A 12,905-nucleotide genomic window follows, 5' to 3' on the forward strand; every position below is an offset into this window, starting at 1 on the left:
CGGGCGCGGGACCAGCGGCACGACTTCGCCGTCGCGCGCCATGTCATAGGCGCGCTCGCCGGCGATCTTGATCGCGGAATATTGCGGCGGGGTCTGTTCGATCTCGCCGGTGAAGCGCGGCAGCAGCGCGCGAATCGCCTGCTCGGTCGGCCGCAGCTCGCTGGTGGCAGTGGCGCGGCCCTCGGTGTCGTCGGTGTCGCGTTCCTCGCCCCAGGCCACGGTGAAGCGATAGCGCTTGCGGCCGTCCATCACGAACGGCACCGTCTTGGTGGCTTCGCCCATCGCGATCGGCAGCCCGCCGGAGGCCAACGGGTCGAGCGTGCCGGCGTGACCGGCGCGCTTGGCGGAAAACAGCCGCTTCACCACCGCGACCGCATGGGTCGAGGTCATGCCGATCGGCTTGTCCAGCACCACCCAGCCGTGGACGTCGCGCTTGTCGCGGCGCGGCTGGCCGTTCTGCTTCGGCTTGCCGCCGCGGCTGGTCTGCCGCGGATCGTTGTTGCCGCGCGGGGCGCGGTCGGCGGGCTCGCCGCCGTCCTGCTCGGGCTGCAGCGTTAACGGATCGGACACCATCGCGGCCGAATTCGGGGAGGTCGCGTCGATCGGCTCGTCGCTCGGCGGATCGATCACGGCGGTGGCGGTGGTCTCGTTCATCAGGTTTCGTCCGAATCGTGGTGAAGGTCCTTTTGGACCGCGGGTGTTCTCAATAATTTCTCGATCCGTTCCGCTTCGTCGAATCGATCGTCGACGCGGAAGCGCAGATCGGGTGCGAATTTCAGGTTAACGCGCCGCGCCACTTCGCCGCGCAGGAACTTCTTGTTGGCTTCGAGCGCGGTCAGCACGATCTCGGTGTCGCGGCCACCGAGCGGCATCACATAGATCGTCGCCAGCTTCAGATCCGGCGACATCCGCACCTCCGGCACGGTGATCAGATGGCCTTCCAGCACCGGATCGTGCACGCCGCCCTGCGACAGGATGTCGGCGATGGCGTGGCGCACGGTTTCGGAGACCCGCAACTGGCGCTGCGAGCCGCCGGGCGACTGGGACTTTTGATGATGTTTCGGCATCGTAAATGTCCAATAGCCTCACGGTTGGAGACGCGCAGTCGAAACGACTGCGCTCCTCATCATGAGGTTTGCGGTTGTTTGAACTCTGATCCTTAGGGTCAGAGTTTGGTCCTCATCCTGCGGCGCCCGGCTGAACTCGCAAAGCGAAGCCAGGCGTCTCGAAGGGGGAGGCAGCAAAACGCGCTAGGCGATTCCGCGCGCTGTAAGACTTGGACTTACAGCGAGCGTTGGATCGTCTCCACGCGATAACACTCGATGACGTCGCCGGTCCGCATGTCGCCGTAATTCTCGAACGCCATGCCGCATTCCTGACCGGACTGCACTTCCTTCACTTCGTCCTTGAAACGCTTCAGCGTCGACAGCTTGCCTTCGTGCACCACGACGTTGTCGCGGATCAGCCGGACATTGGCGCCGCGCTCCACCGAGCCGTCGGTGACCCGGCAGCCGGCGACCTTGCCGACCTTGGAGATGTTGAACACCTCGAGGATCAGCGCGTTGCCGAGCATGGTTTCGCGCAAGGTCGGCGCCAGCAGGCCCGACATCGCCTTCTTCACGTCGTCGACCAGGTCGTAGATGATGTTGTAGTAGCGGATCTCGATGCCGTTGCGCTTGGCGGCCGCGGCGGCTTCCTTATGGGCGCGGACGTTGAAGCCGATGATCGCGGCGTTGAAGCCTTCCGCCAGCGTGACGTCGGATTCCGAGATGCCGCCGACGCCGGCATGCAGGATGCGCGCGGTGACCTCGTCGGTGCCGAGCTTCTCCAGCGAGCCGAGGATCGCTTCCAGAGAGCCCGCCACGTCGGCCTTGATGATCAGCGGGAAGTCCTTGCGGCCGGTGGTCTTGAGCTGGCTCATCATCTGCTCGAGCGAGCCGCGCAGGCCGGACACGGCCGAGGCGGACTTCTCGCGCTTCTGATGCGCGCGGTAGCTGGTGACCTGGCGGGCGCGGGCTTCGCTGTCGACCACCGCCATGCGGTCGCCGGCTTCCGGCGGGCCGTTGAAGCCGAGCACTTCCACCGGCACCGAGGGGCCGGCTTCGGTCAGGGTGACGCCCTGATCGGAGATCAGCGCGCGGACGCGGCCCATTTCGGCGCCGGCGACGATGATGTCGCCGATCCGCAGCGTGCCGCGCTGCACCAGCACGGTCGCCACCGGACCACGGCCGCGATCCAGCTTGGCTTCGATCACGGTGCCTTCGGCCGGACGCTCCTCATTGGTCTTGAGGTCGAGCAGTTCGGCCTGCAGCGCGATCATTTCCAACAGCTTGTCGAGGTTGGTCTTGTTCTTGGCCGAAACCTCGACGTCGACGACATCGCCGCCGAGCGATTCCACCTGGATGCCGTATTGCAACAGTTCGGTGCGCACGCGCTCCGGCTTGGCGTCGGGCTTGTCGATCTTGTTGATCGCCACGATCACCGGAACCTTGGCGGCCTTGGCGTGATTGATCGCCTCGATGGTCTGCGGCATCACGCCGTCATCGGCGGCGACCACCAGCACCACGATATCGGTGACCTTGGCGCCGCGGGCGCGCATCGCGGTGAACGCGGCGTGGCCCGGGGTGTCGATGAAGGTGATCTTCTTGCCGCTTTCCGGCGAGGTGACCTGATAGGCGCCGATGTGCTGGGTGATGCCGCCGGCTTCGCCGGACACCACATTGGCATGGCGCAGCGCGTCCAACAGCGAGGTCTTGCCGTGGTCGACGTGGCCCATCACCGTCACCACCGGCGAACGCGGCTCGGTGTCGGTGGTGTCGTCGACGACGTCGAACAGACCTTCCTCAACGTCGGAGGCGGCGACCCGCTTGACGGTGTGGCCGAGCTCCTCGGCGATCAGCTGCGCGGTGTCGGCGTCGATCACGTCGGTGATCTTCACCATCTGACCCTGCTTCATCAGCATCCGGATCACGTCCACGGCGCGCTCGGCCATACGGTTGGCGAGTTCCTGGATAGTGATGGCTTCCGGAATGATGACTTCGCGGATCAGCTTTTCCTTCGGCTCGTTGGCGGCATGGCCCTTGAGCCGCTGGGTGCGGCGACGGAACGAGGCGATCGAGCGCTCGCGGACGTCGTCGGCGGAAAGCGCGGTGACCAGGGTCAGGCGGCCGCGCTGCTTGGCCGGCGCCGGCTTCGCGGTCGGCTTCGGCGCGACCACGGGGCGCGCGGCGCCGCCGGGGCCACGGCGGATCTGCCGCGGACCTTCATCCTCGTCGGTTGCATCGGCGGCCACGCCGGGCGCACGCCCGGGCACCGCCGGCTTAGCGGTCGCGGAAGCCGTGGTCTTGGCGGGGGCGGCCGCGGCGGCCTTCTTGGCCTCCTCCTCGCCGAACCGCTTCTTGGCTTCGAGTTCGGCCTTGCGCTTGGCTTCCTCGTCGGCCCGATGGCGCTCTTCCTCGGCCTTCTTGCGGGCCTCGGCGGCCTCGCGCTCGGCCTGTTCGATGCCTTCCTTGCTGTTGCGACGGGCGAGTTCCGCCTCCGCCGCCTTGCGTTCTTCCTCGTCGCGGATCCTGGCATCGGCCAGCGCCGAGGCGCGCGCGGTGCGTTCGTCCTCGGTCAGGGTGCGCAGCACCACGCCGGAGCCGCCGCCACGGTGCGACGACTGCGGCGGGCGCGACATCGGGGCACGGACCGGCGCTGGTTTCGCCGCGGCAGCGGGCGCGGGCGCCGCCGGCGCATCGGCCGGGCCGTCGCCGCCAACCCGACGCTTGCCGCGTTTTTCCACCACCACCTGCTTGGTACGGCCATGGCTAAAGCTCTGGCGCACGGTGCCCTGCTCGACGCCTCGCTTGAGGGTCAAGGTCTTGCTCGGGCTGACGCTCAAAGTCTTGTCGCCAGGATTTTTCGTATCAACCATTCAGCAGTCCCAATCTCGTTACGCAGTGCGTGCCCGCACAGTCTTCGCCGTGAATTTATTGGCCGTGGTGCTGTCGTCCGCCAGCCGGTATTTCACCAGAATCTGACTGCGCGACAGGAAGGTGTTGCCCGCCGCGCCTCCGAGAAGCGCAGCATGTATCACATTTGATCGCCCGAGTGCCAAATCCAATTCAGCCGAAGTGAGAAATGTCACGACGGGGAATTCCTGCGATTCGGTCGTAATCCGGTCATTTTGCCTGGCAACGGCGTCCAGTTTGCGGATTCCGTCGGCGGCTCCGTCTAAAGCATGAAGCAGCGCCACCGCCTCGCGCTGGGTCAGCGCGGCCTCGACCTTGGAAAAGCCGCTGACCACCTGGCCGGCCTTGGCGGCCATCGCCAAGGCCTCGATCACGCCGCGCAGCATCAGCGCGTCGGTGTCGGCGGCCAGCGTCGCGGTGCCGCGCAGCTCGCGCTTGAAGCCCTTGGCGAACAGGTTTCGTCGCGCCGCCTCGGCCACCGCCTGGTGCGAGGCGGTGACCCACAGCCCGCGGCCCGGCAGCTTGCGCTTCAGGTCGGGAACCAGTTCGCCCGTAGGCGCCACCACAAACCGGATCAGCTCGTCGACCGGCCGCACGTCTCGCGACACCACGCACATCCGCTCGGTCCCGGACCTTGCGGTCCGGGGTCCGTTGTCGAGATCTGCCGGGTCGGCGGAAGCGAGCATGCGCGTGACACCACTCCTAAACCGGCTGGTCTTCGGACGCCTCGGCGTCGTCGGTCTTCTTGGCGAGGTCGGCCTCGGTGATCCAGCCGGCGATGACGCGGGCCTGCATGATCAGGGTTTCGGCGTCGGCGCGGGAAATCTCGTTGGCGTCGAGGATGCCCGGAAACTTGACCGGCTCGCCGCCGTCCTTGCGCTCGCTCCAGCCGACCAGATCGTCGGTGGCGCAGCCGGCCAGATCCTCGACCGTCTTGATGTCGTTCTCGCCGAACTTCACCAGCATCTTCGAGGTCACGCCCGGCACCGTCTTCAAAGCGTCTTCCACACCGAGTTCCTTACGTTTGGCTTCCAGCTCGGATTCGAGCTGTTCAAGATATTCGCGGGCCCGGCTCTGGAGTTCGTTGGCGGTTTCGTCGTCGAAGCCTTCGATGGAAGCCAGTTCGCGGACGTCGACCATGGCCAGTTCCTCGACCGAGGTGAAGCCTTCCGACGCCAGCAATTGACCGACCACTTCGTCGACGTTCAGCGATTCCATGAAGACTCGGGTGGAGTTCTCGAAATCGGCCTGACGGCGCTCGGATTCTTCGGTCTCCGTCAGAATGTCGATATCCCATCCGGTGAGCTGCGAGGCCAGCCGCACGTTTTGCCCGCGCCGACCGATCGCAAGGGATAATTGGTTATTGGTGTCCGGAACCACAACCTCGATCCGCTCACGATCTTCGTCGATCACCACTTTCGAGACTTCGGCGGGCGCCAGCGCATTGACCACGAAGGTGGCGATGTCCGGCGACCACGGGATGATGTCGATCTTCTCGCCCTGCAGCTCGTTGACCACCGCCTGGACGCGCGAACCGCGCATACCGACGCAGGCGCCGACCGGATCGACCGAGGAGTCGCGGGAGATCACGCCGATCTTGGCGCGCGAGCCGGGATCGCGGGCCACCGCCTTGATCTCGACGATGCCGTCGTAGATTTCCGGCACTTCCTGGGCGAACAGTTTCGCCATGAACTGCGGGTGGGTGCGCGACAGAAAGATCTGCGGGCCGCGGGTTTCACGGCGCACGTCGAAGATATAGGCGCGAACCCGGTCGCCATTGCGGAACACTTCGCGCGGCAGCATCTCGTCGCGCCGCACGATGGCTTCGCCGCGGCCGAGATCGACGATCACGCTGCCATATTCGACGCGCTTGACCACGCCGTTGACGATGTCGCCGATGCGGTCCTTGAATTCCTGATATTGCCGGTCGCGCTCGGCCTCGCGCACCTTCTGCACGATCACCTGCTTGGCCGACTGCGCGGCGATGCGGCCGTATTCCAACGGCGGCAGGGTGTCGGCGATGGTGTCGCCGATCTGCGCGCCGGGGTTGGCGCGCTGGGCGTCCTTCAGCGAAATCTGGTTCGACGAATTCTCGACTTCCTCGACCACCAGCATGTGGCGCGACAGCCGCAGCTCGCCCTTCTTGGCGTCGATCTCGGCGTGGACGTCGGTTTCGGAGCCGTAACGGGCCCGCGCCGCCTTGGCGATGGCGTCCTCCATCGCCGCGATCACGATCGAGCGATCGATCGATTTTTCGCGCGCAACCGCGTCCGCAATCTGAAGCAGTTCGAGCTTGTTGGCGCTGACAGCGGCCATGTTCAGTCTCCTTCGGTGGGATCGGTGTGGCCCAGCCGCTTGCGTTCGGCGGCGGCGAGCCGGTGTTCCTTGGTATTGGTCGGCGGCGGCTTCTTCGCAGACTTGGCTTTGGCCTTCGGCAGCTTGGCCTTCGGCGCGTTGCTCTTGGTCGGATCGCTCTTCTTGGCGTGCGGCGGGGGCGGCGGCAGGACGCCGAGTTCGCGCTTCATCTCGCGCTCGGCGATCTTGCCGCGGCGCATCGATTCCGCAATCAATTCGTCGGTCAGCACCAGGTTGGCGCTGGCAATATCCTCCAGCGGCAACAGGCTGTTGGGGTCCTCGCCGTCGCGGGCGCCCTCGCGCGCCAGCAGCACGGCGTCGCCCTGAAGCGGGCCAAGCAGGCCGCGGAACCGCTTGCGGCCGCCGACCGCGACCGCCATCTCGATCTTGACCAGGTAACCTTGATAGCGCTCGAAATCGGAGCGGCGGACCAGCGGGCGGTCGATCCCCGGCGAGGAAATTTCCAGCCGATAAGCGCGTTCGATCGGGTCGGCGATGTCCAGCACCGGCGACAGCGCGTGCGAAATCGCCTCGCAATCCTCGACCAGCATGCTGCCGTCCGGCCGCTCGGCCATGATCTGCACCGTGCAGCCCTGTTCGCCCGACACCTTGATGCGCACCAGCCGATAGCCCATGCCCTGCAGCACCGGCGCCGCGACCGCAGCGACTCGCGCGCCGAGGCCGGGCTCCACCACCAGCCGCGGTTCGGCGAGCAGCTCGAGATCGACGGCAGCGGTCGGGTCGGTCATATCAAGGGTCAAATGCGATCTATCGGGCATTGGTTTTGAGTTAAGGCGCCGCCGGGGACGGTTGAAGGACACGGCATCTCGCCCGCATCGCGGTGCTGCAGGTAATAAAAAAGAGCGGGTCCGGGAGGGCCCACTCTCAATACAGCCTGTATGAGATACCAAATTCGCGGTGAATATAACCGAACGCGCAACCAGCAGCAAGGCCCACGGCCGGCGGCGCCGGTAATTTGCCGGGGCGCCCGAGCCGGCCGCAAATCTAACTTTTCCTTCATTCGGATGGTCTAGATTTTGTTCAACAATTCACTCGCGCCACCGTGTTCCCATGCCCCTTGCCCATGCCCTGCTGCTGCCCGGTTTGGAGGACATCGTCCGACAGGGCGATCCCTGCCGTTGCGCCGATGCGGTGCGGCGGATCGCCGAGCTGTTCATCGCGGGGGCCGAAAATTTTCACCCCGATCACGTCAACTTGTTCGACGGCGTGTTCGCCACGCTGGTGCCGCAGGCCGGCACCGAAGTCCGCGGCGAGCTGTCCGAGCGGCTGGCGTCGCTTGGCAATGCGCCGCCGGGTCTGTTGCGCAGCCTAGCGCAGGACGAGGAGATCAGCGTCGCCGGGCCGTTGTTGCGCCGCTCGTTGCTGATCGACGACGCCATCCTGCTCGACATCGCGCGCGACCGCGGCCAATCCCACCTGCTGGCGATCGCGCAGCGGCCGATAGTATCGGCGCCGCTGAGCGAGGTGATCGTGGTGCGGGGCAACGGCGAGGTGGTGCGCAGGCTGGCCGGCAATGCCGGCGCGAAATTCTCCACGGTCGGCTATTCCGGATTGGTGCGGCGTGCCGGCCTCGACGACCTGCTGGCGGTGACGATCGGCCAGCGCGAGGACCTGCCGGCGCCGGTGCTGAAGGATCTGTTGTCGGTCACCGTCGACGTGGTGCGGCGGCGGCTGTTCGAGACCGCCAAGCCGATCGCCAAGATCGCCATCAACCGGGCGATGGGCGAACTCGCCAGCACCTCGCGCTCGGTCACGGTGGCGAGGGATTTCACTGCCGCGCAGCGCTTGGTGGTCACGCTGCATAATGACGGCGGGCTCACCGAAGCCGCGCTGCTCGGCTTCGCCAAGGCGTATCGCTACGAAGAGACCGTGGCGGCGCTATCGGCGATGTCCGGGGTGCGGATCGCGACGCTCGACCAGTTGCTGATGGGCGAACGCCAGGACCCGATTTTGATCCTCGGCAAATCGGTCGGCATTCAATGGGCGACGGTGCGGGCGCTGATCGGACTGCGGTTCGGCCCGGGCCGGGCGCCGTCGGCACCGGATATCGAAGAGGCGCGGCTGAACTTCCAACGGCTGGCGCCGACCACGGCGCTGCGGGTGCTGAACTTCTGGCGGTTGCGCGAGCCTGGCGCGTAGCGCCGGCGCCGCACCTTCGTCAGCCGGCAAGCTGGGCTTCGATCGCGGCTTTGTCGATTACCGACCACACCCGCACGATTCTGGATTCGGCGAACTCGTAGAACACGTTTTCGGCAAAGCTCACCCGCCGTCCGTTGACCGCAACACCGAGGAAGTCTCCGCGCGGCGTGCAATCGAAGCAGAGCCGGCTCGCCAGCCGCGGCGGATCGCAGATCACCAGATCTATGTTGAATGCGAGATCGGGAATCTCGGCAAAGTTTCGCTGCAACATCGCGCGGTAGCCGCGCAGCCCGAGCTGCCGATTGTTGTGCACCACGGCATCGTCGACGAAGCGTTCGAGCGTCGGCCAGTCCTGCCGATTGAGGCAGGCGATGTAGTCCCGATAGATCTCGCCGAGCAGGCGTTGCGTCACGTCGACTGTCCCTGGCACGGCGTCCCGCCCATCGGGGGCCGGTGAGATTGGCTTGACCGGGCAAACCTCACAGCCGGCAAAACGGTTCCGTGGGCTGGCTCGCGCGGTCTACGCGGCCGCGGCCTGCTCGGCCGGCGTCGGCACGCGGCGAAAGTGCAGATAGGCGGCGCGGCGGCCCTCGCGCTCCGCCTTGCGGCCGTAGCGCGTCATGGTGTAGCCGGCGAACGGCAGCTGCCAGTCGCAGGCCCGCTGCGCGGTCCAATCAAACTCCGCGGCCCGCAGCAGATGCGCCAGCGTCCAGGCGCAGTAATCGTCGATGTCGCTGACGAAGCGAAACTCGCCGCCGCCGCGCAGCACCCGGGCGATCGCCGCCACCGTGGCGTGCTGCACGAAGCGCCGTTTCCAGTGCCGCCGCTTCGGCCACGGATCGGGATGGATCAGGTCGACCCGCGCCAGCGACGAAGGCGGCGCCCAGGCCAGCAGTTCGGCGGCATCGCCGGCGAACAGCCGGATGTTGCCGAGTGAGCGGGCCTCGATCTGGACGAGGATTTTCGCCATGCCGTTGACGTAGGGCTCGCAGCCGATGAAGCCGGTGGCGGGATGCGCCTGCGCCTCGGCGATCAGATGCTCGCCGCCGCCGAACCCGATCTCCAGCCGGACCTCGGCGATTCCGGGCACGAACAGCGCCGCGAGCGCGGCCGGCGGCGGCGCCGCCAGATCGAACGACAGTTGCGGCAACAGCTGCGCGATCAAATCCGCTTGATGGCTGCGCAGCTTGTGGCCCTTGCGGCGTCCGAAGAACGCGCGATCGGGCGGCACCGCCGCGGCGTCGTCAGGGTCGTCGCTGGGCTCGGGCAGGGTCATGGCGGTGGACAATGGCGGATTCCGATTTGCACCGGCGGAATCTACAATGTCCGGACACAATCAGCAAAGTTTGGAGGGATTCCAACTTGGGCGGCGCAACGCCGCGGGCAGCCGACACCAGGATCGCTGCCGAAGGGGGGCCGAACCGCGCGTGCGCGATAAGGCTTGGTCGTTTCAGCGGTTCATCCTGAACGCTGAAGCGTTGCGCAATCAGCGCTGATCGGGGGCTTCGCGCGAGGCGATCTGTTCGACCAGATCGACAATGCTCCGACGCAGCTTGGCGTCGGTGATCCGCGTGAAAGCGCGGGTCAGCGCCAGGCCTTCCGACGTGGCGAGAAAGTCCGACACATAGGCCGGCGACGCCGCTTCGGCGAAACCGTCAGCCTTGGCCAAACCGCCGGGGCCACCCTCGAACAGAAACGACACCGGCACTTGCAGGATCTCCGAGATCTGCTGAATGCGGCTGGCTCCGACGCGGTTGGTGCCCTTCTCGTATTTCTGTACTTGCTGGAACGTCAGCCCGAGCGCTTCGCCAAGTTTTTCCTGACTCATGCCGAGCATGATGCGCCGCATGCGCACACGGCTGCCGACATATTTGTCAACAGGGTTGGGCGCTTTAGTCGACATCGAACGCACTCCTTGGAAATCGCGCGCAAAACCATTCGCGTGCACGAACTGGAATACGCCTTTAATAATCGCCACGTCAAATCCGTGCAAACACCTGAATGAGATTTGCGGTTAATTTCAGCAGATCAACGCCAAGGATTTTGCGTCGCGCCGGTCGTCACTGCCTTACTGACAAGCTGACAACTCGGTTTTACTTATCCATGACTACGAGTTCTGCTTATCGGTCAGGAGTTCGCTAGGCGGCGGCGGAGCACAACTATCATCGCGAGCGCGATGATTATCAGCGCCGGAATATTGCCGAACCGCGCGTAGATCGTGGGTTTCTTCGCTGCCGGCAACGCGGAGTCCAACACGCCTTCAACGCCGAGATCGAGCTTTGCGACGATGCGGCCGAGCGGATCGATAACCGCGGAGATACCACTGTTCGCTGCGCGAACGATCGGCAGCCCCTGCTCGATGGCGCGCATGCGAGTTTGTTGTAAATGTTGATAAGGCCCGCTGCTGATACCAAACCAGCCGTCATTGGTAAGGTTGACGATCCAGCCGACGCCCTCGCGCGAGCCGAGTTCGTCGGGAAACACCGCTTCGTAACAGATCAGCGGCAACATCCGCGGCGCGTGCGGCAGGTCGATCGCGCGCCGCCTATCCCCTGGTATAAACCCGCCCTGTACTTTAGTTAGTTGAACGAAGCCGATCTTCTCCATCAGATCCTGGAACGGCAGAAACTCGCCGAACGGCACCAGATGCAGTTTGTCGTAGATCGCCAGGATGCTGCCGTCGTGATCGATCGCGTAGATCGAGTTATAAGCCCGGGTAATCCGCATCCCCGGCGGCTGCTCCGGCGCGCGCACCGAGCCAGCGATCAGGATGGTCTGTTTCGGCAACAGATCGGCGATCTGCGCCATCGCATCGGGCTCGCGCGCCAGGAAAAACGGAAACGCCGATTCCGGCCAGATCAGAATCGTGGCGTCGCGCACGCCGGTGGTCTGCGGTCCGGTGGCGCGATCCGACAACGTCAAGTACTTGCGCATCACCTCGGCCTTGGCCGCGTAGTTGAAGCGGACGTCCTGCTGCAAGTTGGGCTGCATGATGCGCAGCCGGACGTCGGCGACATTCGCGGGCGGCTGCAGCGACAGCCGGATCATGCCATAGGCCGCCATCGCCAGCAGCGCACATAGCGCCGCGGTCGGCGCCAGCCATCGCCGCGGCGTCGCGGCGCCGTCGTCGATCAGCACCGCGGGACTGGCGAAGATCGCCACCGCAAGAAAGGTCAGCCCCCAGATCCCGACCAGCGATGCGCTCTGCGCCAGCGCCAGCGGCTCGGTCAGCGCGTAGCCGAACGCGTTCCAGGGAAAGCCGGTGAGCAGATGGCCGCGCAGCCATTCGCCGGCGGTCAGGCTGACGGCGAGCGCCAGCACCCGCGTCGCATCCTTGGTCCAGATCAGCCGCGCCAGCGCGCAGCCCGCCGCGGTGAACAGCGCCAGATAGGCCGGCAGCCCGCACACCGCGACCGGCAGCAGCCAGCCGAAGGTCGGCGCGTCGACCAGGAAGGCGTAGCCGATCCAATACAGGCCGGGCACGAAGTAACCGAAGCCGAACCACCAGCCGGTCAAGGCCGCCGCGCCGATGCCGCGCCAGCGCCCGGCGCCGGCGCCGTCGATCAGCCAGACCAGCACCGGGAAGGTCACGAACAACACCAGCCAGGCGTTGATCGGCGCCATCGCCAGCGCCGACAGCGCGCCTGCGAGAAGCGCGATCGCGGCGCGCTTCCATCCCCAGGCCAGAACGATGCCGAGCCCGAGGCTGCGAAACCCGCGCGCCAGCGTCACGGCGTGCCGGCTCCGTCGCCCGGCGCGGTGGGGCCGACATTGTCGTTGCTCTGCGTGCCGGGCTCGTTCGGCGCGTCGCGCCGCCTCGGTTCGCGTTGCCGCGGCGCCGGGCGTTCCTTGCGGGTGCCGATGCGCAGCCGCTTGACCCGGCGCGGGTCGGCGTCGAGCACTTCGATTTCGTAGTTGCCGGGCCCGGAGATCACTTCGCCGCGCACCGGCAGCCGCCCGACATGGGTGACCAGATAGCCGCCCAGCGTCTCGACCTCCTCGCCGGCCTCGCCGGTGACGAAGTCCTCGCCGATCACCGAGCGGACGTCGTCGAGGCTGGCGCGGGCGTCGGCGATGAACGAACTGTCGGGCTGCCGCACGATCGACGGCGGCTCGGCGCTGTCGTGCTCGTCGTCGATCTCGCCGACGATCTGCTCGACGATATCCTCGATCGAAACCAGGCCGTCGGTGCCGCCATACTCGTCGACCACCAGCGCCAGGTGAATCCGCGAGGCCTGCATCTGTGCCAACAGATCGATCGCCCGCATCGACGGCGGCACGTAGAGCAGCTTGCGGATGATGCCGGTCTCGGTCAGCGGGGTCTTCAGGTCGATCGCGCGCAGATCGAGCCCCTTGGTCGAGGGTTTTTTGCGCGACGCCTTTGCGGGCGAGGCTTTGGCGGTCGCGGCCTTGGCGGGCGGGGCCGGCGGCGCGGGC

At 66.2% G+C, this 12,905-nt stretch carries 12 protein-coding genes; 1 reads left to right on the forward strand and 11 read right to left on the reverse strand.

From position 1 onward, the window contains the following. The 6 genes from truB to rimP all read right to left on the reverse strand — a co-directional run. The coding region (gene truB, locus VGC77_RS14205) for a tRNA pseudouridine(55) synthase TruB (RefSeq protein ID WP_331172221.1) at positions 1 to 573 on the reverse strand (573 nt) is incomplete at its 3' end. Positions 574 to 653: 80 nt separating this feature from the next. Further along, complete coding sequence (gene rbfA, locus VGC77_RS14210; RefSeq protein WP_331172212.1) at positions 654 to 1,067, reverse strand: 30S ribosome-binding factor RbfA; 414 nt, start codon at positions 1,065 to 1,067, stop codon at positions 654 to 656. Positions 1,068 to 1,282: 215 nt separating this feature from the next. Next, the gene (gene infB / locus VGC77_RS14215) at positions 1,283 to 3,916 is read right to left on the reverse strand and encodes a translation initiation factor IF-2 (protein WP_331172213.1); all 2,634 of its coding nucleotides are present in this window, start codon (positions 3,914 to 3,916) and stop codon (positions 1,283 to 1,285) included. Between the two features lie 18 nt (positions 3,917 to 3,934). After that, the gene (locus tag VGC77_RS14220) at positions 3,935 to 4,639 is read right to left on the reverse strand and encodes an RNA-binding protein (RefSeq protein WP_331172214.1); all 705 of its coding nucleotides are present in this window, start codon (positions 4,637 to 4,639) and stop codon (positions 3,935 to 3,937) included. A 16-nt stretch (positions 4,640 to 4,655) separates the two neighbouring features. Continuing rightward, positions 4,656 to 6,269 (reverse strand): transcription termination factor NusA, encoded by a 1,614-nt coding sequence (gene nusA / locus VGC77_RS14225; RefSeq protein WP_331172215.1) that lies wholly within the window; start codon positions 6,267 to 6,269, stop codon positions 4,656 to 4,658. Between the two features lie 2 nt (positions 6,270 to 6,271). Further along, positions 6,272 to 7,057, reverse strand: a complete 786-nt coding sequence (rimP, locus tag VGC77_RS14230) for a ribosome maturation factor RimP (RefSeq protein ID WP_331172216.1) — start codon at positions 7,055 to 7,057, stop codon at positions 6,272 to 6,274. A 322-nt stretch (positions 7,058 to 7,379) separates the two neighbouring features. On the opposite strand from rimP, the gene VGC77_RS14235 reads away from it, so the two are divergent. After that, positions 7,380 to 8,468: a DUF2336 domain-containing protein gene (locus tag VGC77_RS14235; RefSeq protein ID WP_331172217.1), complete on the forward strand. Its 1,089-nt coding sequence runs from the start codon at positions 7,380 to 7,382 to the stop codon at positions 8,466 to 8,468. A gap of 19 nt (positions 8,469 to 8,487) precedes the next feature. Here VGC77_RS14235 and VGC77_RS14240 read toward each other — a convergent pair whose 3' ends face one another. The 5 genes from VGC77_RS14240 to VGC77_RS14260 form a co-directional block, all read right to left on the reverse strand. Beyond that, the gene (locus VGC77_RS14240) at positions 8,488 to 8,880 is read right to left on the reverse strand and encodes an ester cyclase (RefSeq protein WP_331172218.1); all 393 of its coding nucleotides are present in this window, start codon (positions 8,878 to 8,880) and stop codon (positions 8,488 to 8,490) included. Between the two features lie 108 nt (positions 8,881 to 8,988). Continuing rightward, the gene (locus VGC77_RS14245) at positions 8,989 to 9,744 is read right to left on the reverse strand and encodes a tRNA (guanine(46)-N(7))-methyltransferase TrmB (RefSeq protein ID WP_331172222.1); all 756 of its coding nucleotides are present in this window, start codon (positions 9,742 to 9,744) and stop codon (positions 8,989 to 8,991) included. 210 nt (positions 9,745 to 9,954) lie between these two features. Next, the gene (locus VGC77_RS14250) at positions 9,955 to 10,371 is read right to left on the reverse strand and encodes a helix-turn-helix domain-containing protein (RefSeq protein WP_184257737.1); all 417 of its coding nucleotides are present in this window, start codon (positions 10,369 to 10,371) and stop codon (positions 9,955 to 9,957) included. A 224-nt stretch (positions 10,372 to 10,595) separates the two neighbouring features. Next, the gene (gene lnt / locus VGC77_RS14255) at positions 10,596 to 12,200 is read right to left on the reverse strand and encodes an apolipoprotein N-acyltransferase (protein WP_331172219.1); all 1,605 of its coding nucleotides are present in this window, start codon (positions 12,198 to 12,200) and stop codon (positions 10,596 to 10,598) included. Beyond that, on the reverse strand, positions 12,197 to 12,905 hold a 709-nt coding region (locus VGC77_RS14260; RefSeq protein ID WP_331172220.1), incomplete at its 5' end, for a transporter associated domain-containing protein. The genes VGC77_RS14260 and lnt, both read right to left, overlap by 4 nt.

It is taken from the genome of Rhodopseudomonas sp. (assembly GCF_036404135.1).
GTDB lineage: Bacteria > Pseudomonadota > Alphaproteobacteria > Rhizobiales > Xanthobacteraceae > Rhodopseudomonas_A.